The following is a 26,991-nucleotide window of genomic DNA, read 5'->3' as shown; positions in this document are numbered from 1 at the left end:
GCATGACCAGTTTTTCCAATCCCGCTGTCCTGCAGCACATCGATATGCTCGCAGAGTTGCCACCATGGCAACTCGAGGTCGTTTCCGAGGCGATCGAGCCGGTATATGTCCGTCAGGGTACGGTACTGGTGGAACGCGGCAGCGACGATGGCTATACCTATTTCCTGAACGAGGGCGAGATCTCGCTGGAGGCCGCAGACGGTTTTTCCAAGACACTCGAGATCGATGCCGAATCGCGCCGTCATCCGGTCTCGAATCTGCGTCCGCGGATCTTCGAGATCACCGCACTCACCCATGTCAAAGGTATCCGCATCCCGGACATCGTGCTGAGTGCTGCCGGCTGCGAAGGACGGGTGGCCGACCCGAACGGAATCCAGGTCGAGAGCCAGGAGGAAGAGCAGCGCCGCGAACTCGAGTCGAAGCTCAGCTTCCAGCTGTACCGCGATCTCAAGAAGGACAAGGCGATACTTCCGAGTCTGCCTGACCTGGCGCTGCGCATCCGTCGGGCCATCGAGGACGACTCCAGCGATGCGCGCGATGTGGCGCGCCTGGTCGAGACCGACCCGGCGATGGCCGCCAAGCTGGTCAAGGCGGCCAACAGCGCACTGTATGCAGGACTCGGCGCGGTCGAGACCTGCTCTGCCGCCGTGGTTCGGCTCGGCATGCAGACAACGAAGCAATTGGTGATGACCTTTGCGCTGAAGGAGGTCTTTCAAAGCAAGGATGCGGCGATCCAGAAGCGCATGCACGTATTGTGGAAGCACAGCGCCCAGGTTGCCGCATTGTGTTTCGTACTGGCACGCGAAGTCCGGCGACTGTCCGCCGAGGAGGCATTGCTGATCGGCCTGGTACACGATGTCGGCGCGATCGCGATCCTCAACTACGTCGAACAGTTTCCGCAGCTCGCGGAAGACGAGGACGAACTCGAACTCACGATCGAGCGGATGCGCGGCGAACTGGGCGCCATGATCCTGCGCGAGTGGAAGTTCACACCGGCGATGATCGCCGCGGCACGCGATGCCGAGCGCTGGCGGCGCAAGCACAACGGCGAAACGGACTATACCGATCTGTTGATCGTTGCCCAGGTGCACGAACGACTGCGCAAGCAGCAGCTGAAGTCGCTGCCGGACTGGGAATCGATCGCCGCGGTTCGGCGCGTGCTTGGCGACGATGCCTCGCCCGAACGCAGCATCGAGATAATGCACGCCGCGAAGGAACAGATCGACGAGATGCGTAGCCTGCTGCGCGGCTGACCCGGTCCGTCCACGACACTAGCTTTTTGCCCATCACGCATGGCTCGGGTTAGGCTTGCCGGCATGCAGATCCGCATCATCCCGGTCACCAGCTTCGAGCAGAACTGCTCGCTCTTGTGCTGCCCGACAACCGGCAAGGCCGCGTTGGTCGATCCCGGTGGAGATCCCGATCGAATCCTCGCGGCCGTCCGAGATGCGGAGGTCAGTCTGCAAAAGATCTTCGTCACGCACGGCCATTTCGACCATGTGGGCGCGGTCGCGCAGCTGGCCGAGGCGCTGGCGTTGCCGATCGAGGGACCGCAGGAGGCCGACCGGTTCCTGCTCGACAGCCTGCCCGAATGGTGTCGACAGTTCGGATTTCCCCCCAGCGAGGCATTCGTACCCGACCGCTGGCTGGTCGACGGCGACACCGTGGAGTTCGGCGAGCAGCGCCTGCAGGTGCGCCATTGTCCCGGACATACGCCGGGCCACGTGATCTTTTTCCATCCCGTGGACAGGGTCGCGATGGTGGGCGATGTGATCTTCCAGGGTTCGATCGGGCGTACCGACTTTCCGCGCGGCGACCTGCAGGCGCTGCTGACGTCGATTCGCGAACGTATCTGGTCACTGGGCGATGACGTCACGCTGCTACCGGGTCACGGCCCGGTCACCACCGTGGGCGAGGAGAGGGCACACAATCCGTTCCTGCAGGGTGGCTACGGCTAGCCGGGACCGGGTCCAGCGGTGACGTTCAGCCGGTCGATCAGGTCTTCGAAGCGTGCCGACACCTTCAACCCCAGCAGGTCGTCGGCGCGTGTCCGACCGAGGTTGATCGCCGCACTCGGGATCCGATGCTCGGCGGCCAGACGGCAGAACCGGTAACCCGAATACACCATCAACGACGAGCCGATCACCAGCAGTGCGTCGGCCTCGAGCAATGCCTGTACCGCCCCCTCCACCCGCGCGTGTGGGATCTGCTCGCCGAAGAACACCACGTCCGGCTTCAACAGGCCGCCGCATGACGGACAATCGGGTACCGCGAAATCGTCCAGTCCGGCGGTGTCCAACTCGGCATCGCCGTCGGGCGCGATCGTTGCGGGGCCTGCCTCGCAGGCCGGGTTGAGTTCAACGAGACGGTGCTGGATGGCCGCGCGCGCGTGATGCGTGCCGCAGTCGAGACAGACGACCTGGTCGAGCCGCCCGTGCAGATCGATGACCTTGCGTGAACCGGCTGCCTGGTGCAGGCGGTCGACGTTCTGCGTGGTCAGCTGGCTGATGCGTCCCGCCGCCTCCCATGCGGCGAGTGCGGTATGCCCGGCATTCGGCCGCGCCTGCGAAAACCAGCGCCAGCCGGCCAGGCTGCGCGCCCAGAATCGGCGCCGCGTATGCGCATGATCGAGGTAGTCGCGGTATTGAACCGGTGGTGGTCGCTGCCAGGCGCCGTCCAGGTCGCGGTAACCGGGAATCCCCGAGGCGATGCTCACCCCGGCGCCGGTCAATACGAACAGGCGCGGGTGGGCGTCTAGAAACGCCTGCAGCGCTGGCAATTCATCGTCGGTCGGCATCCCCGGGGCTTCGCGGCTGGTTTTTCGGAATGATAAACCCGGTGCGCCACGGCCGGGCCCGGGTCACGTCCAGGACCCGCACGGCCGGCCGACGAGCGCCGTCAAGCCGCCGCGGGCAGTGTAGAATCTGCGCCTCCGCAGTAACCTTCTGATGGCCCGATGGACCAGGAACCAACGCAATACAACGCCGAAGGCGTCGAACAGCAACCACTTCGCCGCTTCACCGAGAAGGCCTATCTCGATTATTCGATGTACGTCATTCTCGACCGCGCCCTGCCGTTCATCGGCGATGGCCTCAAGCCGGTTCAGCGACGCATCGTGTACGCAATGTCCGAACTCGGACTGTCGGCAGCCTCCAAGCACAAGAAATCGGCACGTACCGTCGGTGACGTACTCGGCAAATACCATCCCCATGGCGACTCGGCGTGCTACGAAGCCATGGTGCTGATGGCCCAGGACTTTTCGTACAGGTATCCGCTGGTCGATGGGCAGGGCAACTGGGGGTCGCCGGACGATCCGAAGTCGTTCGCGGCCATGCGCTATACCGAGGCGCGCCTGACGCCCTATGCGCAGGTGTTGTTGTCCGAACTGGGGCAGGGCACGGTCGAATGGCAGGCGAACTTCGACGGCACGCTGAGCGAACCGGTGATGCTGCCGGCGCGCCTGCCGAACGTGTTGCTCAATGGTGCGACCGGCATCGCGGTCGGCATGGCGACCGACGTTCCGCCGCACAATCTGCGCGAGGTGGCGACGGCCTGCATCCGGCTGATCGAAGACCCCAAGGCGAGTCTCGCCGACCTGTGTGAGCACGTACCAGGCCCCGATTTCCCGACCGAGGCCGAGATCATCACCCCGCGCAGCGAACTGCGAAAGGTGTACGAGCAGGGTCTGGGTTCGCTGCGCATGCGCGCACGCTGGCACAAGGACCAGGGTGCGATGGTGATCACCGCGTTGCCCTACCAGGTGTCCGGGGCGCGTGTGCTCGAACAGATCGCCGGACAGATGCAGGCCAAGAAGCTGCCGTGGATCGAAGACCTGCGCGACGAGTCGGATCACGAGAACCCGACCCGCCTGGTGATAGTGCCGCGCTCCAACCGGGTCGACGTGGAACGGGTCATGTCGCACCTGTTCGCGACCACGGATCTGGAGCGTAGCTACCGGATCAACCTGAACCTGATCGGCCTGAACGGTCGGCCGGCGGTCAAAGACCTGCGCAGCATCCTCAGCGAGTGGCTGGATTTCCGCTTCGAGACGGTGCGGCGGCGGCTGCAGTTCCGCCTTGACAAGGTACTCGAACGCCTGCACCTGTTGGAAGGCCTGCTGGTCGCGTTCCTCAATCTGGACGAGGTGATCCGCATCATCCGCAGCGAGGACGAGCCTAGGCCGGTGCTGATGCGGCGGTTTTCGCTCAGCGAGGCCCAGGCGGACTACATCCTCGATACCAAGCTGCGGCACCTGGCTCGCCTCGAAGAGATGAAGATCCGCGACGAGCAGAAGGAACTGAGCAAGGAGCGCGACGATCTGCAGAAGACACTGGCGTCGAAGCAGCGGCTCAAGACGCTGGTGCGCAAGGAGATCACCGCAGACGCGGAGAAGTACGGAGACGAGCGACGCTCGCCGATCGTCGAACGGGAGGCAGCCGAGGCGATGGACGAGGCGGAACTCACGCCGAGCGAGCCGGCGACCGTGGTGCTTTCCGAAAAGGGCTGGGTGCGTGCGGCCAAGGGCCACGATATCAATCCGCTGGAGCTGAACTACAAGGCCGGTGACGGTTTCCGCCAGGCGGTACGGCTGCGCAGCAATCAGCTCGCGATCTTCATTGATTCGGCGGGCCGCAGTTACTCGCTCGCGGCGCATACCCTGCCGTCGGCGCGTGGACAGGGCGAACCGCTGACCGGACGATTCAACCCGCCCAGCGGACACGCGTTTGTCGCCGCGTTGGGCGGCGACCCGGAGCGCTGGTGGCTGCTTGCCTCGGATGCCGGTTACGGTTTCCGGGTGCAGGCCAAGGACCTGGTTGCCAACAAGAAGGCCGGCAAGGCGGTACTTAGTCTGCCGGCCGGCGCGCGTGTGCTCAAACCCTCGCCCATCGACGATGCGGCCACCGACCGGCTGGTCGCGGTGACGAGCGAGGGTCGCATGCTGGTGATCCCCGCTGCGGACCTGCCGGAGTTGACCCGCGGCAAGGGCAACAAGATCATCGGCGTCCCGCCCAAGGCGGTCGCCGAACGGAGCGAGTACGTCGTCGACATCCTGGCGGTACCGGATGGCGCAAGGGTGCGCCTGAACTCGGGCAAGCGTTATCTGATCCTGCGTGCGGCCGACCTGAATGCCTACGAAGGCGAGCGCGGCCGACGCGGCAACAAGCTGCCGCGCGGTTTCCAGAAGGTCGACAGCATCGCGCTCGAGGAGTGACCGGGCCCACAGGAGGGCGCCGACCGATTTTCGACAACTGAAACGGAAACAGACGATGAGATCATCCACTATGACGAACTGGACTTCGCTCGCGTGTGTGCTCGCCGCGCTCGGCGGCCTGACGGGGTGTTCGGGCTCGACCGAGGACGTGCGCGTGAGCCTGTGCAAGAACCTGGCGACAGCGCTCCACCCCGGTGCCGCATCGATCGAATGGACTGGCAACGAAAACAGCTTCTACCGGCCCGAGTACGCGGTGACCGCACTGACCTTCGATGTGCTGGACAACAGCGGTGGCCGGACGGCGTCGACCGCCGCCTGTCACTATGAATACGAGGCACTCGACGACACCGCGATCACGCTGGCCGATCCATTGAGCGCCTACGCCACGCTGCCGTTCAAGATGACGCACAACGGCCAGCCGCTGAGCGACCGGGACCTGCTGCGCCTGGTGAATGCGGAACAACGGCGGCTCGGCAAAAAGGCGGTCGATACGTTGAAAAAAGGCGCCCAGGACGCGGCCGACAAGCTGCGTTCCGAGATGGGTCGCTGACGACCCGCGTCGTCAGCTCCGCAACCGCATGCGCGCGCGGCGCACGCCGCGCAGGGCGTGCGCCGGCGATCTAGGCGGCAAGTGGGCTGCCGAGCAGGCGGCTGTTGAGCCGAAACAACGTCGCCAACGTTTTCCACTGCAACAGGGTCAGTGTCGCCAGCAGCGATATATGCACGGCCGAAAAGGCCTCGACGACGCCGGTTTTGACCAGCCCGTAGCTGATGAAGTACATGCCGAACACGAACAAGGCGATGCCCGGGCAGATCAGCGCATAGCTGCCCGGGTGACGTTGTTCGCCGTGCAGGTAGTCGCGGAAGTATCCGAGCCTTTTCATGACGCGGTAGCCCAGGGCACCGAACGCCAGCTGAACGATCAGCACGATCCCCGTGAGCACCAGTAGATCGTCCTGCAGCAGTGCATCGTCGAATCCCTGCAGTGGCCCGAGTCGGTTGCGGATCGCGACGATGCCCAACAGGGTCAGAACCGGGATCGCGACCCACAGCCCCGGGCTCGCGACCACCCCGACCCTGCCGGCCAGCAGGGCGCGCAGCGCGAATGCCAGGTGCAATATGCCCAACGACAATGCGATGCCGGCAAAGGTCAGGCTGCCGTAGCGGCCGATCGCACTCGAGTAGGCCTGCTCGCTCATGCAGCCGGGTGCCGCCAGTCCCATCGCGACCATCGCAAAGGCGAACACCGCCGTCATGTGATTCAGGCTATGGCTGGTCAGTGCCGCGAACCGGTCGGTGCGCACGAGATGCACGATGATGTGGGCGTAGCGGTACAGGGCGTACACCCCGATCGAGAACAACGCCAGCAGGGCGAACGGAAACAACGCCTCGATGTCTCGCCAGAGGCCGGGCACCAGCACCATGGCCGTCAGGAACGTGACGTTGACCGTCATCGCCAGGGTCAGCGGAATCGCCATCAGGCCGGTGGCCGCGTGGCTGTCGAGCAGTGCCCGCCACGCGGCGGTATGGCGGCAGCGCAGCCACTGCAGCAGGTTCCACACCAGCAGTCGCACGTGGATCGCGGCGAACCCCAGCATCGCCAACAGCGCGAGACCGGCTAGCAGGCCGGCCAGGGGATTGCCCTCGCGCAGAATCGGCCAGACGTGGTCGATGGTCACGACCGGGGCGTCCGGGTGTTCGACCAGAAACATCAGTTGGACATAGAAGGTCACCGCCGCGCCCCCGGCACCCAAGGCGGCCAGGAAGTGCAGCGGACTGTAACGATCTTCAGAGCGGATCCGAATCATCACTCACTACCTATGATTCGATATAATTAGAAATTGCTAATATAACTTTGCCCCCGGAGTCTGGCAACTGCGAGATGCGACAAAGTTAATGGGTTCAATTATTTGAAACAGAATCTCAATACTGTTTCGCGGATTTGCGACGCGCCCCGCAGATCCATGAACGGCTCATTGCCAGCGGAATGCACGCGACGATCCGGCAAGTAGCAGGGCCCCGAGGGCGAGCAGCAGACCGATCTCCGGGGCGACCTCGCGTATCCCGGCGCCGTCGAGCATCACGCGGCGCGCGGCCTCGACCATGTGCGTCAGCGGCAGCAGTTCGGCGATCCGCTGCGCCCAGACATTGGTGCCTTCCAGCGAGAACCAGACGCCGGACAGGATCATCATCGGCCACGACATCAGGTTGAGCAGACCGTCGGCCAGCTCCTCGCTGCGTACCCGGGCGGAAACCGTCAGGCCGAGGCTGATCAGGGCGATCGCGCCGGCCAGCAACACCAGGAACAACGCGAAGTAGGAACCGCGCATCGGGAAATCGAGCAGCAGGTCGGTGACGACGAAAACCAGCAGGGTCACCGAGACCACGACCAGCAGGCGCGAGATGATCTGTGCGACCAGAAACTCGCTGGCGGTCAGTGGTGTGGCCCGCAAACGACGAAGAACGCCATTCTTGCGGTAGCGCACGATCACCCAGCCGACCCCCCAGAGACTGCTGAACATGACATTGATTGCCAGGACGCCGGGCAACACCCAGTCGACATAACGAACCGCGCGCCCGCTGACGGTCGCGCGCTGCAGCCCGGTCGGCGACGGTGCGGCGCTGTTCAACAGCAACCGTTCCACCAGGTAGCCGCGGGCCGAGCCTTCATTGACCCAGTAGCGCGGCGTCCCACGCAGGTCGATCAGCAGGTCGATGCGGTGATATCGCACCTTGTCGATCGCGGCGGTGAGATCCTGCTGCGCGATGAACTGGATGTGCCGGGTATCGAGGAACACCGGGCGGTTCGCCGCCGTTTCGCCGATGACCCCGACCTTGTACAGGGTTTCGTCCGGATTGCTGAAGATGAACGCGAAACCGAGCACCATCACCATTGGCATGAACAGATTCCATCCGAGGCCGGCCTTGTCGCGGTAGAACTCGCGGTTGCGGGCGACCACGACGGCGACGATGCGCTGCAGATTCATGGCTCCCGCAACCCGTGACCGGTGAGCTTCAGAAACAGGTCGTCGAGCGTCGGTGTGCCGATGTGCAACTCCTCGAGGGCAATCGAATGCCGCCCGAGTTCATTCAGGGTACCGTCGATATCGTCGGTCGCGGCCACGGCGAACCCGGCACGGGATTCGAATCCCTCGGGCAGGTGCCCGGGGTCGGGCAATGCGTGCAGCGGCACCTTCACCAGGGCCCGGGGGAAGTGTTGGCGAAGCAGCCGTCGCGGTTGCCCCTGCGCAACGATCCGGCCGCGATCGATCACTGCGATCTCGTCGCACAGCACACTGGCTTCCTCCATGTAATGCGTCGTCAACAGGATCGTCTTGCCCTCATGCTTGATGCCTTCGATCAGATCCCAGAATCTGCGACGGGACTGCGGATCGAGACCGGTCGTGGGTTCGTCGAGGAATACCAGGTCGGGGTCGTTGATCAGCGCTATCGCCAGAAGCAGGCGTTGCCGCTGACCGCCGGAGAGCTTGCTGGTGTCGCGGTCCAGCAGTTCGTGCAGTTCACACAAGGCGACCAGCTCGTCGAACGGCCGGTGTCTGGGATAGAAACTCGCGAACAGCTGCAGCGAATCGCGCACCGTCTGGAAATCCTGCAGCGCCGTGTGCTGAAACTGAATTCCGATCACCTCGCGATAGCGCGCATCGCGTGGCGCGCCCCGAAACAGGATTCGGCCGGCGTCGGCCTCGGTGATCCCCTCGAGTATCTCCAGGGTCGTGGTCTTGCCGGCCCCGTTGGGACCGAGCAGGCCGAAGCAGGTGCCGGCATCGACATCGAAACCGATGCCGTCGACCGCCCGTACCCCGGGATACGACTTGACCAGGTCCTCGATCTGCAGCAGTGCCGGCATGGCCGTTCAGCGGTACCCGCCGGTGCAGCGCCGTGTCGCCAGCGACGCGTATCCCCTTGAACCGCGGGCAAAGGCATTCAGTTTGGTTTCAGCTGGCATCGTTAACCTTGGTTTCATGCGAGGGGCCGACCAGCCGTGTACTGGGCGCCGACATGCGTCCGCGCCGGACTCGCGATTGACGATCGAGGTTCGATAATGCAAGGAGAAGTTATGCAACGCAACGATGGTACCGTGAGGGTCTGGGACCCTTTCGTGCGCGTGTTCCACTGGTCGCTGGTGCTGTCGTATGCGCTGGCCTGGGCGACGGGGGACGAGCGGGCCTGGTTACACGAACGCGCGGGATACTTCATCCTCGTGTTGATCGGATTGCGCGCGATATGGGGACTGGTAGGAACGCGGCATGCCCGGTTCAGCGATTTCGTGTTCCGCCCGAGTCGCACCCTGGACTATCTGAAATCACTGATGACCGGCAACGCGCGGCGCTATCTCGGTCACAATCCCGCTGGTGGTTGGATGGTGATCGTGTTACTGATCGGTCTGTTGGGCACCGGTGTGAGCGGCGTGCTGATCGACGGTGCGGGGAAGGAGACCTGGGAGGAGATCCACGAAGGATCCGCCAATTTCACGTTGCTGCTGGTCGTGATCCATGTCAGTGGCGTCGTCGTGTCCAGCCTTTTGCACCGCGAGAACCTGGTGCGTGCGATGTTGACCGGCAACAAGCCGAGGAGTAGCGCCGATGTCTGAGCAATACGGATTCCGTCTGGCATGGGTGTTCGTGGCCCTGGTGTTCATCGCGGGCGGCGTGCTGTTTACCGGTAGCGCGCCGGTCGGCGCAAGCGACGATCACGATGAGGTGCGCACCTTGCGTGAGCGTGGCGACGTCATGCCGCTGACCGAGGTCCTGCGCCATCCATCGCTGGCCGGACACCGGGTGATCGAGGCCGATCTCGAACGCGAGCACGGCCGCCTGGTTTACGAGCTGGAACTGCTTGATTCGACGGGCCGCGTCTACAAACGCGAATTCGATGCTGTGGGCGGGCAGCCGCTCGGGGACGCCAAGGAGGACTGATTTGCATATCCTGCTGGTCGAGGACGATGCGGACCTCGCCGAGGGCATCGCCACCGATCTGCGTCGTGCCGGTTACGCAGTCGATACCGCCGACAACGGGATCGACGCCGAGTACCTGGGGCATGAACAGCTGTTCGATGCCATCATCCTCGACCTCGGTCTCCCGGGTCGGCCCGGGCTGGAGGTGCTGAGCGCCTGGCGACGTGCAGGACTCGAAACGCCGGTACTGATCCTGACCGCGCGTGATGCGTGGAGCGATCGGGTGACGGGGTTGAAGGCCGGCGCCGACGACTATCTTGGCAAACCGTTCCACATCGAGGAGCTGGTTGCCAGATTGCAGGCGCTGCTGAGGCGCAGCGCCGGGCGTGCCAACGCGGAACTCGTGGTCGGTGGACTGCAACTCGACGAGGAACGCCAGCGGGTGCGGCGCACGGACGGCGTCGAACTGGAATTGACCGCGACGGAGTTCCGCCTGCTGCGCTACCTGATGATGCATCCCGATCGCCTGCTCTCGAAGACGCGGCTCACCGATCATCTGTACGAAGGTGACCAGGACCGGGACAGCAACGTGCTCGAGGTCTATATCAGGCGCCTGCGGGAAAAACTGGGCCGCGAACTGATCGAGACCCGTCGCGGCCAGGGCTATGTGTTTCGGGGTGGCAGATGAAGTCACTGGAGCAGCGCTTCGTGGTCGGGCTCGCCATCGCGCTGCTGGCGGTGTTCGGCGTGCTGTTTTGGGCGGCGGTCACCGCGGTGGAATCCTTGAGCGAGGCGTATGTGAGCGCGCGCCTGGAGCACGATGCGGAGGCGCTGCTGACCGCCTTGGTGGTCGCGCCGGACGGCAATATACGTCTGCGTGGCGGACGCATCACGCCGATCTACCTGCAGCCGTTGTCTGGCCACTATTTCCAACTGGACTTCGGCGACGGCCAACAGATCCGTTCGCGCTCGCTGTGGGACGAGCACCTGCCGGTCGACACCGTGGCGCCCGGTAGCGTGCGGACCGCCAAGGTGGCGGGACCGGATGGGCAGGAGCTGATGCTGCGTGCCTCGGGTTACCGCAAGGGCGATGCCGAACTGACCCTGACGGTAGCGGAAGACGTCAGCCCGATGCACCAGCAGATCGTGCGCTTTCAGGGTATGGCGCTGGTCGGCCTGCTGCTCGCCCTGGTCGTCATCGTCCTCAGTCAGCGCTACATCCTGCGGCGCGGCTTCCAGGGGGTCGACCAGGTACGCGCTGAACTCCGGCAGATAGCGGCCGGCGAGCGTAGCGGACTGCAGAGCATGGGGCCCGATGAGATCCGTCCGCTCACCGCGGAGGTCAATCGCCTGCTCGAACACCTGCAGCAGCGCCTGCAGCGGTCACGCCAGGGCCTGGGCAATCTGGCCCATGCGTTGAAGTCGCCGTTGAGCCTGGCAACGCGCGAACTCGACGCGCTGCCGGTTGCCGATGACCAACGCGAGCAGCTGGCGCATCACCTGGAACGCATCCGGTTCCTGATCGAGCGCGAACTCAAGCGGGCCCGCTTCGCCGGCAGCGGCGATCTGGCGCCGTTCATCCCGGCGCGACAGGTACCGGACCTGCTCGACGCACTGCGCCAGCTGCATCGCGACCGCGACCTGCTGATCGAAAACGGCGAACTGCCGACTGGTGCGCTGCCATTCGACCATGAGGATATGCTCGAATTGCTCGGCAACCTGTTGGACAACGCCTGCAAATGGGCCCGCCACCGGGTGTGCCTGGACATCGGCATCGACTCGGCGATGCGTATCCGCGTGACCGACGACGGCCCCGGTGTCGAAGACGCGGAGGGCTCCGCGATGGTTCGCCGGGGCGGTCGGCTCGATGAGCATGCCACCGGACACGGTCTCGGGCTGGCGATCGTCAACGATCTGGTCAACGACTATCACGGCCGTATCCGGTTTGCGCGTGCCGCCGAACTCGGCGGGCTCGAAGTCACGGTCGAACTGCCGGTAACGCGGTCGACGGCGGGTTCGTGAGCACCGCGCGGCGCGGCCAACCCGGACGGCTTTTCAGCGTCAATTCAGTTTCCCGGTGTAGCCTGAGAATCACAGAGGGAACTGGATGAAGTATCGGCCCGGTGTCGGCCAGGGACCGCAGGCCAAGGGCCAAAGGTGAGAGGAATGCCATCATGCTTACACGCACACTGATGACGACCACCGCGAGCCTGCTGTTGCTGCTGGGTTCCGCCTCAGCGAGCCAGCAGGGCGAAGAGCGGGAAGAGGCCTATCTGCAACTTGGACCGTTGCCGTTCGAAGTGCTGGATCTGAACGGTGACGGTATCGTGACCGCAGATGAACACGCGCAGGTGCACCGCGAGCGCTTCGACTATCGGAGCCAGCGCGGTTACCCGATGCGGAACATGGTGAATGCACCGGGTTTCGATCTGATCGACGCCGATCACAATGGTTCGGTCAGTCGTGAGGAACTCACGAATTGGCGCACTCAGCGCATGTCTCAACGCGGTTGTGGTTGGCGCACCCGTTGACGGACGGAGGAAATGCGATCCCGTGCGCGGCCGCCGATGACGCAGGCCGGGCGGGCCCCAGGACCCAGCCCGGCTGAGGCTGTGCGGCTCGTGCGCGCCGGCTAACCGTCGGTACCGCTGCGGCGTATCATTTCGGCCTTGCGGTACTCCGGGTCCATCCAGCAACGTGGCAGTGACTCGTTGGAACAGAACACCAGATCCGCTTTGTCGAACATGCGCGGTTCGGGCAGTTCCTCGCCGGCGTTGTAGCGTCCCTTCAGTTGTGTCTTGAAAGGATCGAACAATGCCTCGGAGTCGATCACTTCGACCAGTTCATCCGTCTTGCGTTCTTTCAACAGCACGTCAGGTCTCCGGCAGGCGGTGGGTTCGACAGCTCCAAATGGGAGTATGTGTCAGGCCGACGTGTTTTCAACCATACGCGATCGGGGCGATTGCATAACGTGCGCCAATTTGGTGCTCACCACCGGCCGTGACCTCGATCGCATCGTCCGCGGCATTCGCGGTCTCGACACACACGAAGTGCCGGTAGGCGTCGTCGGCGAGGTCGGCCGAAGCGCGCGCGACCGCCTGCCAAGGATTCCACACGACCGCGGTCTGACTGCCCAGTGCCTCTATTAGGATCCGACGTTGCAGCGAGGCGTCGTCGATCTGCAGCGGACCGGCGGTCTGCAGATAGATCCGATCGACCTCGCGGTCGAACCGCACCGGTCCGGATTGCTGCGCACGCGCAAACCCCCGCACCTTGTCGAGGAAGTGCTGTCCGTCGAGTCCGTGAACCGAGACCTGATCGATGTCGCCGACCGCGAAGTAGGTATGCAGGGCCTGGGTGACGATAAACGGCTGCGCGCCGGTGTTACGTGTCACCAGCAGCAGCGCCAGGGAAGGGCCCACCGTGATGCGCAGTTCGAGTTCGAAGTCGTGCGACCAGAGTGGGCGACTGTCCGCATCGCCCGTCAGGCGCAGGTCCAACCGCGTCTCGCCGCTTTCCAGCTGCCGGACGTCGACGACCGACCACAGCCTGTTGCGTGCGAAACCATGGGCGCCGCGTCCGCGACCCTCGGGGTCGTCGCCGAACCAGGGCCAGCATATCGGGATCCCGCCCTTGATCGCCTTTCCGGCCTGGTAATGTGCCCGTTCACTGAGGAAGAGCAGGTCGGCCTGTGCCTCCGCACTGCGAAAAGCAAGCACCTGGCCGCCGTACAATGACACCAGGGCCTCCGCTGAACGATTGCGGATGCGGACGACCGGCAGGCCGCCTTGGCCTGCGGCAAACGTGATCTCTCCAGGCGCGCCGAAGCGTGTATTGAGTGCGGCGATATCCATCGGGCAGGGATTCCAGCGTAGACCGGGGTGAGGCGATCTTAACCCGCCCCGGGCCGCCGGTGTGCCGGAACCCGCCCGCCACCGGGCGGACGCACGGTGACAGGCGGAGCACTCATGCGAGTGCCGAAGATCGGCAGCGCTTAACGGTCCCTGTAGTCGATGAAAAACGACACACGGTCACCGTCGTGCCGGCGAGGCGCGTGCCGCTCGGAGCGCTCCCAGTCATTGTGGCGCGCGGCGTAGATCCGCTCGCTGGCCCGGTCGAGCGCGCGATCGATCCGGATGCGTTCCTTCTTCGACAGATGACCGTCGGCCGTGTAGCGTGCTTCCATGCGTTCGATCTTGTCCTGCTCCCGACGCAGTTTGCGCGCCTCGCCGCGGGTCAGGTCACCCTTGTGCAGTCCGGCGCGGATACGCCGTTCCTGGTTTGCCTGCCGCCTGTCGACCTTGCACGCGAAGCTGTGCCGATCGGTGTTGCGATGACCGTCGCGATACTGGTGCCGACCGTCGTGGCAAACAGCGTCGGATTTGTGCCAGGTGTCGCGCTGCTGATGCGCCTGGGTGGCACCGGACAGGCCGATCGCGGCAATGGCCAGCGCGATGAGAGTGTTGCGTTTGTGGTTCATTGTCGTTTCTCCATTTGCTGTGGTTGCGGACGCCTGTGCGACCGTTGAGGAGAATGCTAGGTGGGTGACAATGAACGTCCGCTGAATGGTCGACGTCGCACCGGCAATCAAACAGAACGCGGCAGACGCATGCGCACCGCGACGCCCTGGGGCGAGTCGAGCGCGATGGCCTCCACGTCGCCGCGGTGGAACTCACAGATGAGGCGAACCAGGTAGAGACCCAGGCCCAGGTGCGGTGTTTCCTGTCGCCCGGCACGTCCCGAAAACATCGACTGGAAGACGTCGACGCCCTCGGGCATTGCCGGCCCCTGGTTGCTGACCGTCAATTCCACCTCGTTTGCATGCACCTCGCAGTCGATGTGCACCGGTGTGCCGGGGATGTGGAAGTCGACTGCGTTGCTGATCAGTTTGTCGAGTGCCTGGCCGATCATGTCGGGCACGCCGGTGAATGCAATCGCCTGTTCGGCGCCGCGCAGCGTGAGGGCGACGTCCGGGTGGGTGGTGCGCAACCCGTCGGTCTGCAGCCGCAGCAGTCCGGCGAGGTCGAAAGCGACCGGCTCTGCATGGCGCATCGCCTGTTCGAGTCCCGTGGCCTCGCGCAGGCGCATCAGGATCTGCTCGAGACGATGTGCGCCGTCACGTGCACGCGCGATGTAACGCGCACGGTCGTCGTCACGGGTCTGTTCCGCGTTGTCCAACGAACTGCGCACGACCGCCAATGGCGTGCGTAGTTCATGCGCCAGGCGCGAGGCCATCGCCTCCAGATAGTGGTTGTAGTCGTGCAGGCGGTCGAGCACGCTGGCGAAGCTGCGCCCGAGATCTCCGATCTCGTCGCGTGAGTTGTCATCGTCGAGCCGCCCCACGATGCGCCCGTCATGACTGACCGCGGCCTCGACGCGGTCACGCAGCCGGGTGATGCGCGATGCGAGCAGACTGGCGAACGCCAGCAGGCCGAGACTGGTCACCGCGAAGAACAGCAGGGTGACGCCGAACAGGCGTTGCAGCGCCAGGTTCTGGATCGACAGGATCGCATTGGTCGTCTGTTCCACCAGCACCGCACCTTCCACGCCGGCGCTGCTGCGGATCGGGACCGCGGCACTGACCACGACGGCCTTGCCGTGGCGTGGCTGGCGGCGCAGGCTCGCCGGGCGGCCGCTCAACGCGTCGACCACCGGCCGCTGGAACAACTGGGTCTGGTCGTCGCCGAGATCGCCCACCGTATCGGCATCGTGCGGCAGTACAGCGAGAATCAGTTCTTCCACGAACCAGGGCAGACGCCGCTGGTCGGCACTGAAAGGTGCGGAGGCGTCCAGCCGTCCGGTGCGCGCGAGCACCAGTCCCTGATGATCGGTCACCCAGACGCGGGTTGCCGGCGGCGTCACCGATTGCAGGACCTGCTCGAGCTGTGCGGAGCGTTCGACGATGAGCCCGAGCGCCTGCGCCGGAAACATATGACCGCTTGCCAGTACCTGGCGACTGGCACTGTCGAACAGGCGCAGCGACAGCCGATTGCCGATCTTCTCGCGCGGCAGGCGCAATTCCACGGTATAGCCCAGAGTGTCATTCTGCCATTCACCGCGGATCAGGCCGCTGTTGTCGGTGGCGTCCGGGGTGGCGTCGGCGTCGTCGACCCGTTGCGCGGACACCCATCCGGGCGCCTGAGGCTGGATGCGGTAGCGTTGCAGTTCGCCACTGGCATCGGTGAACGCGAGGTCGACGGCATCCCCTTGTGCGCCATAGTCCACCTGCGGATCACGCACACCGAGCAGTAGGTAGAGATAGCGATCGTGATGACCGATGAAGATGCGGGCCTCGAGTGAATCGTCGACCGACTGCAACACGCTGAAGTTTTCAGCGTATCGCGCCCACTCGTCCCGGTACCCGTCCAGCTGCGGTGGCTCGTCGAGTGCATGCAGGAACAGGTTGCGGAAGGTGAGCACCGATCCCGGTCGCGCAACGCCGTGGAACGCCTGCTCGTAACCATGCATCGCGTTGGCCACCGAACTGGCCGTGGTCTGCAGCGCCTGATCCTGTGCGTCGCGCAGGAAATGTTCGGTCTCTTCGATGAACCGGTAACCGGCCCAGGGAATCCCGAGCAGTGTCAGCGACACCAGCAGAAGCTTGAAACGCACACGGTGCCAGAAGCGTGGTCGCGACACGGCGATGCTCAGTCCGCAGTCCGCCAGCGATAGCCCGCACCATACACGGCCTCGATGGCGTCGAATTGCGGATCGACCTGCTGGAACTTGCGTCGGATGCGCTTGATGTGCGAGGTGATGGTGCCCAGGTCGACAAAGGTATCCGCGGCATCCATCAGTTGCTCACGGCTCTTCACGTGACCCGGGTGGCGCACCAGCGCGTGCAGTATCCATAGCTCGGTCACGGTCAGGTCGACCGGGTGCGTCTGCCAGCTCACCCGCATCTGTTCCGGCAGCAGCACCAGCTCGCGAAATTCGATGCGTTGTGCGTCGACGTCTTCCTGACGCGAGGCGGCATCGACCCGGCGGAACAGTGCGCTGACACGCGCGCTCAGCTGGTGCAGGCTGACGTCCTTGGTCACGTAGTCGTCGGCGCCGACGCGCAGCCCGGCGACCACGTCGATGTCGCTGTCGCGCGCGGTGAGAAAGATGATCGGCAGTGTGGCGGACAGGCCGCGCAGCTGGCGGCACAACTCGAAACCGGCATCGAACTCATCTCCGAGACCGATGTCGAGCACTGCCAGATCCGGCAGTCTGCGCTGCAATGCGATCGCCGCACTGGTGCGGTCGCAGTAGGTCTCCACGCGGTACCCCTGGCGACGAAACAGATCGGCGTAGTTCTCCCGGATCGCCGGTTCGTCTTCGACGATCGCAATCTTGCGCACCATCGGGCTCAGTCCACAGTCACTGCTTCCGTACAGTGTAACTGCAAAAACGCCGCTGCCCGATTGTCGCCACATTCTGTCGGTGGATCGCCCGGATTGTGCACCCGCCCGTCCTCTCTGCACGACTTGAATCAGTCGCAGTACCGGCGCAGACCAGGAGGTCGTTTCGGCCATGGACGGCGCGCTGGACCAACTGTCGCACTGATACCCGCGAGGAGGTTGCATGTCGCCGCTGATTCTTCGGAGACGCCTGTTCGGCGTCCTTTCCTGCCTGCTGTTGGCGCCTTGGCTCACGGCTGGCGCGCATGCCGAACAGGACGCATACGGTCTGCGACTGTATGGGGCCGATCGGACCGAAGTCGAACAGGCGCCGCAGCTCGGTACTGCGGTGTCGATGACGGTCAGCGGCATGGTCTCCCGGGTCAGGGTGGTGCAGCGGTTTCGCAACGCGGGTGCGCGCTGGGTCGAGGGCGTCTATGTGTTCCCCCTGCCCGAAGACGCGGCGGTCGACCGTCTGCAGATGCGGTATGCGGGTCGCGTGATCGAGGGCGAGATCCAGGAACGCGCACAGGCGCGACGCACCTACCAGCAGGCGCGCCAGAGCGGCCGTGGCGCCGGCTTGCTCGACCAGCAACGCAGCAATGTCTTCACCACGTCAGTGGCGAACATCCCGCCCGGCGAGACGGTCGAGATCGCAATCGAGTACCAGCAGGCGGTGCACTGGTCCGAGGGCGAGTTCTCGCTGCGCTTTCCGACGGTCGTTGCACCGCGATACATCCCTGGCGAAGCCATGGACCGTGAACGGCCGGAACCTGTGACAGGCTGGTCGCCGGATACCGACCAGGTCGCCGATGCCTCGTTGATCACGCCACCGGTGGTGGACAATGCACCGTCGGGCTTCAACGGCTTGACACTGCGCGTGGAGCTGGATGCGGGACTGGCGTTGCGCGGTATCGACAGCCCCTATCACCCGATCGTCGTGGAACAGCCGGCACCGCGGCGTTACCGGGTTCGGCTCGCGGAGGGTGTCGTGCCGGCTGAACGCGACTTCGTGCTGCGCTGGCGTCCGGTGCTCGGCGAACAGCCGAGCGCCGCACTGTTCACCGAGACTTGGGAGGGGCAGGAGTACGCCTTGCTGATGCTGTTGCCGCCACGGGCCGATGTGCCGCCGGTCGAGGTCGCGCGCGAACTCATTCTGGTGGTCGACACCTCGGGTTCGATGCACGGCGAATCCATTGCCCAGGCGCGCGCCGCGTTACGCAGCGCGCTGCGCCGCCTGCGGCCGGGCGACCGGTTCAACATCATCCAGTTCAACGACCGCGTCGACGCGCTGTTCGCCGATGCCGTGCCGGCCGATCCTGCCCACCTGGCGCGCGGGCTCGACTACGCCCGCAGTCTGCAGGCCGATGGCGGTACCGAGATGCTGCCGGCGATGCGCCGCGCCCTGCGCGACCCGAGCCCCAGCGGTCTGCTGCGCCAGGTGGTGTTCATCACCGATGGGGCGGTGGGCAACGAACAGGCGCTGTTCGGCGCGGTGTCCGCGGACCTCGGCGCCAGTCGCCTGTTCACGGTTGGGATCGGGTCGGCGCCGAATGCCTTGTTCATGCGCAAGGCCGCCGCGTTCGGCCGCGGGACCTTCACCTACATCGGCAGCACCCGGGAGGTCGAGCGACAGGTCGACACCCTGTTCCGGCAGTTGGCGGCACCGGTGCTGACCGACGTAGGGCTGCGTTGGGCCGATCCGCAGTTGGCGGCCGAACCGGTCCAGACCCCGGACCCCTTGCCCGATCTGTACGCCGGCGAGCCGCTGGTCGTCGCGCTCCGGGCCACGACCCTGTCGCGGCGTGTCGAGGTCGCCGGGCGGCTGGGCGCGCAGCCCTGGCGGCACACGGTGGTCCTGCCGGCAGCAGCCGAACGCGCGGACAGCAGTGGCGTGCATGCGCTCTGGGCACGCCGTCTGATAGACGACTGGTTGGCGCGCGGCGTGCTCGGCGAGGCGCCGGAGCAGGTGCGCGCGGCGGTACTGCAACTGGCCCTCGACCACCGCCTGGTGAGCCGCTACACCAGTCTGGTCGCGGTCGACCGCACACCAAGCCGGCCGGAGACCACCGATCTGGCATCGGCGGCACTGCCGGTCCGCCTGCCCGCCGGCTGGTCCGCCGAGGCGGTGTTCGGACAGATGCCGGGGACCGCGACGCCGGCGCCGCTGGCACTGTTGCTGGGAACCTTGGCCCTGCTTTTCGCGCGACTGCTGGCGGGACGGCGGCGGTGAAACGGGTGCGGCGGCGTGCCGCGCTGGTGGTCGCGCTGGTCGGCCTGGGTCTGGTCGCGCAGGGACTCTATATCCCGGCCAAGGCCTGGGTGGCGCAGCAATTGCTGGAACACGCCTGGGAGCAGCGCGTGCGCAGCGGTGGACCGGTCCGGCCCTGGCCCTGGGCCGATCTCGCGCCGCTGGCGCGCCTGCGACAACCGCGCCTGGGGATCGCGCAGATCGTGCTCGACGACGCCAGCGCCAGGACCCTGGCATTCGGTCCGGGACACGTGCGTGGCAGCGCGGCGCCCGGGACCCATGGCAATGTCGCGATCAGCGCCCATCGCGACACCCATTTCCGGTGGCTGGCCGACCTGCGCGACGGCGACAGCGTGCTGCTCGAGACCGACCGGGGCACGCTGCATCGGTACGTGGTGGTGCGCCGCGCCGTGCACCATGAGTCCGAAGTCGCGCTGCTGGACCCGCTGGGCGGCGACCGATTGCAGCTGTTGACCTGCTACCCGTTCGACGCCCTGGTCCCGGGTACCCCGTGGCGCTACGTGGTGACCGCCGTGCCGTTCGGTCCGGAGGTCGGCACCGGCGCGACCGGGGATCGGGTGCCGCGCGCGGCGTCCTGATACAATCCGCCGCGATTGTCCGATCCGACCGCCCTGCCGCATCGACCTGCGGCACGGTCGCCGCCGTGAAGCATCCTGCCGGCGACCGAAAATTCGCGATTCTGCGATCCATCTCCGGTGGTTGCCTGTACAGATCGGCGATCCTGTGTCCCCGTCGTGGGCGGGTGGTTTTCTGCGACGGTCGGATTTCGGGCGAGGCATGGCCGCAAGCAAGCAACGTAAACGCAAGTCCAGGGCGAAGCCGAGGCGCCGCTCCGCCGGCGCACGAGGACGCACGGCGTGGAAGGTCGTGGCCGCGCTGCTGATGCTGCTGATCCTGGTCGGCGGTGCCTACACCCTGTATCTCGCCAAGACCGTGCGCGTCAAATTCGAGGGCAAGCGCTGGGCGGTGCCGGCGCAGATCTTTGCGCGCCCGCTGGAGCTGTATGCCGGCGCCGACGTCTCGGCGGCGCAGCTCGAGGCGGAACTGCGGTTTCTCGGTTATCGCCGCGTCGGCGAGGTCTCCGGACCGGCGCAGTGGGCGGAGAAGGGCGGGCGATTCACGATCCACACGCGCGATTTCGCGTTCTGGGATGGCGCCGAACCCAGTACCAGCGTGGTGGTGCGTGCCGGAACCGGCGGGATCAAGGACATCCGGCGGGTCGGCGATCGCCGTGAGGTCGACCTGATGCGCCTCGAATCGGCGCTGGTCGGCAGTATCTACCCGGCGCACAACGAGGATCGGGTGCTGGTGCAGCGTGCCGAGCTGCCCGCTCACCTCGTCGACGCCCTGCTGGCAGTCGAAGACCGGCGTTTCTTCGAGCACCATGGCGTCGACCTCCGCGGCATCGCGCGCGCGCTCTGGGCAAACCTGCAGGCCGGCCGCGCGGTGCAGGGCGGCAGCACCTTGACCCAGCAGCTGGTCAAGAACTTCATCCTCACACCGGAGCGCTCGCTGGTCCGCAAGATCAACGAGGCGTTGATGGCGTTGATCGTCGATGCACGCTACAGCAAGGACGAGATCCTCGAGGCCTACGCCAACGAGATCTTCGTCGGCCAGGACGGCGATCGCGCGATCCACGGTTTCGGGCTGGGCGCCTATTTCTACTTCAACCGCCCACTGCGTGAACTCGATCTGCACGAGACCGCGTTGCTGGTCGGCCTGGTGAAGGGCGCCTCGTATTACAACCCGCGCCGCCACCCGGAACGGGCCGTGCAACGCCGCAACCTGGTGATCGATCAGATGCAGGCGCAGGGCTTCGTCACGCCACAGCAGGCGGAAGCGGCAAAAAAACGCCCACTTGGCGTGACGCAGCACGGCGCGACCCATGGACAACGCGTGCCGGCATTCGTCGACCTGGTGCGCCGGCAGCTGCGTCGCGACTATCGCGAGGAAGACCTGACATCCGAGGGCCTGCGGATCTTCACGACGCTCGATCCGTGGGTCCAGCAGCAGGCCGCGGACGCACTCGACAAGCGCCTCGACGGGATCGAGAAACGGCGCGGCATCGAAGCGAACAGCCTGCAGGGCGCGCTGGTCGTTGCCGGCGCGCAAAACGGCGAGGTGCAGGCACTGGTCGGCGGACGCGACGCGGACCTCGCCGGTTTCAACCGCGCACTCGATGCGGTGCGCCCGATCGGCTCCCTGGTCAAACCGGCGGTCTATCTCACTGCGCTGTCGCAGCCGACGCGTTACACCCTGAGCACCTCGATCGAGGACAAGCCGGTCGACCTGAAACTCCCGGGTGGGCAGCGCTGGCAGCCGCAGAACTACGACCATCAGACCTATGGCGAGGTCGCGCTGCACGACGCGTTGGCACGTTCGCTGAACCTGGCGACGGTCAACCTCGGGCTGGCGTTGGGATTGGACCGGGTCATCGATACGCTGCATGCACTGGGCGTCACCCGCGACATCGATGCCTTCCCGTCGCTGCTGCTCGGTGCGCTGTCACTGTCACCGCTCGAGGTCACTCAGGTCTATCAGAGTCTGGCCGCGGGTGGTTTCCGTTCGCCGCTCAAGGCGATTCGCGCAGTGCTGGATGCACAGCAGCAGCCATTGCAGCGTTATCCGCTGACCGTCACCGAAGCGGCCGACCCGGCCGCGGTGTTCCTGCTCACGCGAAACCTCGTCGAGGTCACGGAAACCGGTACCGCGGCGACATTGCAACGACGGCTGCCCAAAGGGGTCCAGGTCGCCGGCAAGACCGGCACCACCAACGACCTGCGCGACAGCTGGTTTGCCGGCTACTCGGCGGACCGGGTCGCGGTCGCCTGGGTCGGCCGCGACGACAACAAGCCGATCGGTCTCAGCGGTGCCCAGGGCGCACTGCCGGTATGGGCCGACGTGATGAGTGGGATCGACATCCGCTCCTTGAAATTGAGTCCGCCCGGTGGGATCGAATACCACTGGGTGGACGGCGCCGGGCGGCTCGCCAACGAAGGGTGCAAGGGTGCAGCGGCGTTTCCGTACATCGCCGGCTCCGAGCCAACGGAACGGGCACCCTGCAGCGAACCCCGCAAGACGATCGGTGGATTTCTGCGCGGCCTGTTCGACTAGCCGTGATGCAACCAGGGGAATTGCAATGACGATCAGTGTTCGACAGGGGCTTCACCAGACATGGCGGGTCGGCGCTCTCGTTGCGCTCGTGACGGTGCTGACGGCCTGCGCCGGCGTCGGTCGCTCGGACCGGCCGGCGACCGTCGAAGAGCGTGGTGTCGCGCCGCCGCCGGTCGTGCAGGACGGCGGTGCGCAGATCGCCGCCTACCAACCGCCGGCGCAACCGCGCTATGCGAGACCCACGCCGAAGCGCGCGGTCGAGGTGCTGATGCGCAAGGCCGACGATCAGCGCAATGCCGGCGACCTGGATGGTGCACAGGTCAGTCTGGAACGCGCGCTGCGCATTGCGCCCGAGGATGCGGCGCTGTGGCACGAACTCGCGCGCGTACGGATGGCGCAACGCAAGCCGGATCTGGTCACCCAGCTGGCCGCGAAGTCGAATGCCCTGGCACATCCCCAGGATCGCACCCTGCTCGCCGGCAACTGGCGACTGATAGCCACCGCGCGGCGGGCACTCGGCGACAGCGCCGGGGCGCGTGACGCGGAGCGTCGCGCAGCCGGCTACGAGTGACGGTTGCGCCGGCCCGGGCTTGGCCGGCTGTCCGCGTGTTTTCTGAAGTGGCTTCCTGCTTCGGTATAGAATTGCGCTGGAACATCTGCAACCCATGGCCGCCGTGAGCAATCCCTACGCCGCTGACAAACTGATCGCCCAGGCGCGCCAACTCGCCGCCGAGTATCGACGCACCATGGGCAAGCCGCTGCCGGGGATCAGCAACGAGATCGCGGAACACGACGCGATCCGCCTGCTCGGGCTGGAGCCGGAGGCCGCCGAGGCCGCGTGGGATGCGGTCGACCCGGAGACCGGACGCCGCGTGCAGATCAAGAGCCGCACGATCTTCGACGAGAACAAGGGCGGCGAGCGCATCGGTCAGCTCAAGATGAATCAGGACTGGGACTCGGTGGTGCTGGTACTGATGGACGAAGACTACGAACCCTACGAGATCTACGAAGCCCTGCGCGAGGACCTGGCCGAGTTCGTCGACGCGTCGAGCAGCGGCCGCGCAAAACGCGGCGCGATGTCGGTGGCACGCTTCAAGATCATCGGCGAACTGGTCTGGGATCGGGTCAACGGGCGCAGCGACGGGGTCTGGGACAATCAGGCCGGCTGAGCAGGTACCCTGCAACGGGGTGCGTTGATGGAGCTCGCAGACGTCCTGGGCCCGGACGGCATGCTGGCGCGCAGCGTGGACGGTTTTGCGTATCGTGCCCAGCAGCTGCAGATGGCCGAGGCGGTCGCAGCGGCACTGGAAGACGGCACACGCCTGATCGCCGAGGCCGGTACCGGGACCGGCAAGACCTTCGCGTATCTGGTGCCGGCGTTGCTGGCGCGACAGAAGGTCATCATCTCCACCGGTACACGCAATCTCCAGGATCAACTGTTCCTGCGTGACCTGCCGCGCCTGCGCGAGACCATGGCGAGCCCGGCAAAGGTCGCGCTGCTCAAGGGCAGGGCGAACTATCTGTGCATCCATCGCATGGAAAGCGCGTTGCTCGATCAGCGTGGCCACGGTCGCGACAACCTGCGCTGGCTGCTCAAGGTCCGCGACTGGGCGGTGCATACCGGGCGTGGCGATATCGCCGAACTGGCCGAGGTCCCGGAAGACGCGACCGTCTGGCCGCTGGTCACCTCGACCACCGACAACTGTCTCGGCCAGGAGTGCAGTGCATGGAGCCGCTGCCATCTGGTCGAGGCGCGCCGACGCGCCCAGGAGGCCGACATCGTGGTGGTCAATCACCATCTGCTGTGCGCCGACTTCGCATTGAAGGGTGATGGCTTCGGTGAACTCCTGCCCGGCGCGGATGCGTTCGTGATCGACGAAGCGCACCAGTTGCCGGAGGTCGCCAGCAGCTTCTTCGGCAGCACCTTGAGCACCCGGCAGATACTCGACCTCGCCCGTGACACCCAGGTCGAATACCAGCGCGAGGCCGGAGACCTGCCGAAGCTGCCCGAGAAACTGGACACCTTGACCAAGGCGGCGCGCGACCTGCGACTGGCGTTCGGGCACGAGATGCGTCGTGGCGCCTGGCAGGAGATCGAGGCCGATGCCGAGATCCAGCAGTCGATCGCCCGGTGTCGTGAACAATTGGCCGAACTCGGCGATATGCTCGAGGTGATCGCCGGGCGCGGTAAGGGTCTCGACAGCTGCCGTACGCGCTGTACCGCACTGGTCGGCCAGATCGACGGTCTGCTGCATCCGCAGGAGGGCAGTGAAGACATCCGCTGGTTCGAGACCTACCAGCAGAGCCTGCGCCTGAACAGCACCCCGCTCGACGTCGCCGAGGTGTTCCACCAGCAGATGCAGCGTCATCCCGCGGCCTGGGTGTTCACCTCGGCGACCCTCGCGGTCGGTGAGAGCTTCGCGCATTTCCAGCGGCAACTGGGTCTCGAGGACGCGGTCACGCAGCGCTGGGACAGCCCGTTCGATTATCCGCACCAGGCATTGTGGTTCGTCCCGCGCGGCATGCCGGCACCGAGCGATCCGGGTTACACCGCGGCGGTCGTCGACCTGGCGGTGCCGATGCTCGAGGCGAGCCGCGGGCGGGCGTTTCTGCTGTTCACCAGCCACCGGGCGCTGCGCGAGGCCGCCGATCTGCTCGAACCCCGGATCTCGTATCCGCTGCTGGTGCAGGGCAGTGCACCGAAGACCGAGCTGCTGCAGCAGTTCGTCGCGCACGGCAACGCGGTGCTGATGGGCACGGCGAGCTTCTGGGAGGGTGTCGATGTCCGCGGCGAGGCGCTGTCCCTGGTGCTGATCGACAAGTTGCCGTTTGCCTCGCCGGGTGATCCGGTGCTGCAGGCGCGGTTGGATGCGATCCGCCGGCGCGGCGGCAACCCGTTCATGCAGTACCAGGTACCGCAGGCGGCGATCGCGCTGAAGCAGGGGGCCGGTCGCCTGATCCGTGACGTCAGCGATCGCGGCGTACTTGTCGTGTGTGACCGGCGTCTGCTGCAAAAGGGCTACGGTCAGACCTTTCTCGACGCGATGCCGCCGTTTGCGCGCACCCGCGACCTCGACGAGGTGCTGGCGTTCTTTGCCTAGGTCGCTGCCGGGTTGGTGGTCGACGCGCCGCGACGGCGTATCCGGCGGCCGACCCCACTGGTAGACTGGCGATGCACACCCGGCGCGTTCGAACCTCCGCGGAACTCGGGTTGGTCGGGGACCGGGTATGTTGAGCTATCGTCACGCCTTCCACGCCGGCAACCACGCCGACGTGCTGAAACACTACGTGCTGTGCGCGGTGCTAGGTCACTACAACCGCAAGGACGCACCGTACTGGTATATCGACACGCACGCCGGGGCCGGTCGGTACGATCTGCACGATCCCAAAGCCGCGTTGAACGCGGAATACCGTACCGGCATCGGTCCCCTTTGGGACCTGTCCGATCTCTCTCCCGAATTGTCGGATTATGTCGCCTTGGTGCGCCGGATGAACCCTGGCGGCGCCCTGCGGCGGTATCCGGGTTCGCCGGCGTTGGCCGCCGCGTTGATCCGCGCACAGGACCGGATGCGCCTGTTCGAGATGCATCCCAACGATGCCGCTGCGCTGCGGGCCCAGTTTCGCGAGCGCGGTCGCCAGGTCGTGATCGCCGCGGAGGACGGTTTTGCCGGGTTGCCCGGGCTCTTGCCTCCGCCAACACGGCGTGCGGTCGTACTGATCGATCCGCCCTATGAGGTGAAGGCCGACTACCACCGCGTCGAGGAAGCGCTGCGAGCGGCGCTGCGGCGCTTCGCGACCGGGACCTTTCTGGTCTGGTACCCACTGCTGCGGCGGCGCGAGGTCGCGATGCTTAGCGAGCGTCTGCGCCGGCTGCCGCTCGCCGCCTGGCTGCACTGCGAACTCGCGGTCCGCGACGTCGGCGAGGGCATGTACGGAAGCGGCCTGTTCGTCGTCAACCCTCCCTGGACACTGCCGCGGATCCTGGGTGCGGGCCTGCCTGAGCTGGCCCGGCATCTCGCCCAGGACGGTACGGCGCGGTTCACGCTAGACGACAAAATTCCTTGAGTTGTCAGCAGCTTGGCCCTGCAGCTTCGG

The 26,991-nt window shown here is 65.7% G+C and carries 25 protein-coding genes; 16 read left to right on the top strand and 9 right to left on the bottom strand.

Annotated features, from left to right (window positions below):
* Window positions 1-2 precede the first annotated feature (2 nt).
* Both H6955_04170 and H6955_04165 read left to right on the top strand, forming a co-directional pair.
* Complete coding sequence (locus H6955_04170; GenBank protein MCP5312727.1) at window positions 3-1,253, top strand: HDOD domain-containing protein; 1,251 nt, start codon at window positions 3-5, stop codon at window positions 1,251-1,253.
* Window positions 1,254-1,316: 63 nt separating this feature from the next.
* Window positions 1,317-1,958 (top strand): MBL fold metallo-hydrolase, encoded by a 642-nt coding sequence (locus H6955_04165; GenBank protein ID MCP5312726.1) that lies wholly within the window; start codon window positions 1,317-1,319, stop codon window positions 1,956-1,958.
* On the opposite strand, the gene H6955_04160 is transcribed toward H6955_04165, so the two are convergent.
* Window positions 1,955-2,797, bottom strand: coding sequence for an NAD-dependent protein deacetylase (locus H6955_04160; protein MCP5312725.1), 843 nt, complete (start codon window positions 2,795-2,797; stop codon window positions 1,955-1,957). The two genes, H6955_04165 and H6955_04160, sit on opposite strands and share 4 nt — an antisense overlap.
* Before the next feature lie 159 nt (window positions 2,798-2,956).
* Here H6955_04160 and parC point away from each other — a divergent pair, with 159 nt between their 5' ends.
* Both parC and H6955_04150 read left to right on the top strand, forming a co-directional pair.
* A complete protein-coding gene (gene parC, locus H6955_04155; protein ID MCP5312724.1) occupies window positions 2,957-5,212 on the top strand; it encodes a DNA topoisomerase IV subunit A in 2,256 nt (751 codons plus the stop codon).
* 55 nt (window positions 5,213-5,267) lie between these two features.
* Window positions 5,268-5,762 carry a hypothetical protein gene (locus tag H6955_04150; protein ID MCP5312723.1) on the top strand — a complete coding sequence of 165 codons (495 nt, stop codon included), beginning with the start codon at window positions 5,268-5,270 and terminating at the stop codon, window positions 5,760-5,762.
* 70 nt (window positions 5,763-5,832) lie between these two features.
* Here H6955_04150 and H6955_04145 read toward each other — a convergent pair whose 3' ends face one another.
* From H6955_04145 to H6955_04135, 3 genes are all read right to left on the bottom strand, one after another.
* A complete protein-coding gene (locus tag H6955_04145; GenBank protein MCP5312722.1) occupies window positions 5,833-7,020 on the bottom strand; it encodes a hypothetical protein in 1,188 nt (395 codons plus the stop codon).
* A gap of 165 nt (window positions 7,021-7,185) precedes the next feature.
* Complete coding sequence (locus H6955_04140; protein ID MCP5312721.1) at window positions 7,186-8,199, bottom strand: ABC transporter permease; 1,014 nt, start codon at window positions 8,197-8,199, stop codon at window positions 7,186-7,188.
* Window positions 8,196-9,080, bottom strand: coding sequence for an ABC transporter ATP-binding protein (locus H6955_04135; GenBank protein ID MCP5312720.1), 885 nt, complete (start codon window positions 9,078-9,080; stop codon window positions 8,196-8,198). Before H6955_04135 ends, H6955_04140 begins: the two co-directional genes overlap by 4 nt.
* Before the next feature lie 210 nt (window positions 9,081-9,290).
* On the opposite strand from H6955_04135, the gene H6955_04130 reads away from it, so the two are divergent.
* From H6955_04130 to H6955_04110, 5 genes are all read left to right on the top strand, one after another.
* Complete coding sequence (locus tag H6955_04130) at window positions 9,291-9,824, top strand: cytochrome b/b6 domain-containing protein (GenBank protein ID MCP5312719.1); 534 nt, start codon at window positions 9,291-9,293, stop codon at window positions 9,822-9,824.
* Window positions 9,817-10,149 carry a peptidase gene (locus tag H6955_04125; protein ID MCP5312718.1) on the top strand — a complete coding sequence of 111 codons (333 nt, stop codon included), beginning with the start codon at window positions 9,817-9,819 and terminating at the stop codon, window positions 10,147-10,149. The genes H6955_04130 and H6955_04125 overlap by 8 nt, the downstream gene beginning before the upstream one ends.
* Before the next feature lies 1 nt (window position 10,150).
* A complete protein-coding gene (locus tag H6955_04120; GenBank protein MCP5312717.1) occupies window positions 10,151-10,816 on the top strand; it encodes a response regulator transcription factor in 666 nt (221 codons plus the stop codon).
* Window positions 10,813-12,150, top strand: a complete 1,338-nt coding sequence (locus H6955_04115; protein ID MCP5312716.1) for an ATP-binding protein — start codon at window positions 10,813-10,815, stop codon at window positions 12,148-12,150. Before H6955_04120 ends, H6955_04115 begins: the two co-directional genes overlap by 4 nt.
* Window positions 12,151-12,302: 152 nt before the next feature.
* Window positions 12,303-12,659 (top strand): hypothetical protein, encoded by a 357-nt coding sequence (locus H6955_04110; GenBank protein MCP5312715.1) that lies wholly within the window; start codon window positions 12,303-12,305, stop codon window positions 12,657-12,659.
* A 101-nt stretch (window positions 12,660-12,760) separates the two neighbouring features.
* Here H6955_04110 and H6955_04105 read toward each other — a convergent pair whose 3' ends face one another.
* The 5 genes from H6955_04105 to pdsR form a co-directional block, all read right to left on the bottom strand.
* Complete coding sequence (locus H6955_04105; protein ID MCP5312714.1) at window positions 12,761-13,000, bottom strand: acetyltransferase; 240 nt, start codon at window positions 12,998-13,000, stop codon at window positions 12,761-12,763.
* A gap of 67 nt (window positions 13,001-13,067) precedes the next feature.
* Window positions 13,068-13,982 (bottom strand): D-hexose-6-phosphate mutarotase, encoded by a 915-nt coding sequence (locus H6955_04100; GenBank protein MCP5312713.1) that lies wholly within the window; start codon window positions 13,980-13,982, stop codon window positions 13,068-13,070.
* A gap of 140 nt (window positions 13,983-14,122) precedes the next feature.
* On the bottom strand, window positions 14,123-14,608 hold the full coding sequence (locus H6955_04095; GenBank protein ID MCP5312712.1) for a hypothetical protein: 486 nt from the start codon (window positions 14,606-14,608) through the stop codon (window positions 14,123-14,125).
* 107 nt (window positions 14,609-14,715) lie between these two features.
* Window positions 14,716-16,767: a hypothetical protein gene (locus H6955_04090; protein MCP5312711.1), complete on the bottom strand. Its 2,052-nt coding sequence runs from the start codon at window positions 16,765-16,767 to the stop codon at window positions 14,716-14,718.
* An 8-nt stretch (window positions 16,768-16,775) separates the two neighbouring features.
* A complete protein-coding gene (gene pdsR / locus H6955_04085; GenBank protein MCP5312710.1) occupies window positions 16,776-17,474 on the bottom strand; it encodes a proteobacterial dedicated sortase system response regulator in 699 nt (232 codons plus the stop codon).
* 220 nt (window positions 17,475-17,694) lie between these two features.
* Between pdsR and H6955_04080 the strand changes: the two genes are divergently transcribed.
* The 7 genes from H6955_04080 to H6955_04050 all read left to right on the top strand — a co-directional run bounded on the left by H6955_04080 (window position 17,695) and on the right by H6955_04050 (window position 26,961).
* Entirely contained in the window at window positions 17,695-19,743 is a 2,049-nt protein-coding gene (locus H6955_04080; GenBank protein MCP5312709.1) for a marine proteobacterial sortase target protein, read from the top strand.
* Window positions 19,740-20,360, top strand: a complete 621-nt coding sequence (locus H6955_04075; GenBank protein ID MCP5312708.1) for a class GN sortase — start codon at window positions 19,740-19,742, stop codon at window positions 20,358-20,360. Before H6955_04080 ends, H6955_04075 begins: the two co-directional genes overlap by 4 nt.
* A 199-nt stretch (window positions 20,361-20,559) precedes the next feature.
* Window positions 20,560-22,896 carry a penicillin-binding protein 1B gene (gene mrcB / locus H6955_04070; GenBank protein MCP5312707.1) on the top strand — a complete coding sequence of 779 codons (2,337 nt, stop codon included), beginning with the start codon at window positions 20,560-20,562 and terminating at the stop codon, window positions 22,894-22,896.
* A 25-nt stretch (window positions 22,897-22,921) separates the two neighbouring features.
* The gene (locus H6955_04065; GenBank protein ID MCP5312706.1) at window positions 22,922-23,467 is read left to right on the top strand and encodes a tetratricopeptide repeat protein; all 546 of its coding nucleotides are present in this window, start codon (window positions 22,922-22,924) and stop codon (window positions 23,465-23,467) included.
* A 94-nt stretch (window positions 23,468-23,561) separates the two neighbouring features.
* Window positions 23,562-24,065, top strand: a complete 504-nt coding sequence (locus tag H6955_04060) for a hypothetical protein (protein ID MCP5312705.1) — start codon at window positions 23,562-23,564, stop codon at window positions 24,063-24,065.
* A gap of 24 nt (window positions 24,066-24,089) precedes the next feature.
* Window positions 24,090-25,997: an ATP-dependent DNA helicase gene (locus tag H6955_04055; GenBank protein MCP5312704.1), complete on the top strand. Its 1,908-nt coding sequence runs from the start codon at window positions 24,090-24,092 to the stop codon at window positions 25,995-25,997.
* A 127-nt stretch (window positions 25,998-26,124) separates the two neighbouring features.
* A complete protein-coding gene (locus H6955_04050; GenBank protein MCP5312703.1) occupies window positions 26,125-26,961 on the top strand; it encodes a 23S rRNA (adenine(2030)-N(6))-methyltransferase RlmJ in 837 nt (278 codons plus the stop codon).
* Window positions 26,962-26,991: the final 30 nt, after the last annotated feature.

It is taken from the genome of Chromatiaceae bacterium (assembly GCA_024235395.1).
GTDB lineage: Bacteria > Pseudomonadota > Gammaproteobacteria > Chromatiales > Chromatiaceae > Thiosocius.
The sequence above is the reverse complement of the archived record's forward strand: the minus strand, read 5'-3'. Positions and strand labels throughout refer to the sequence as shown.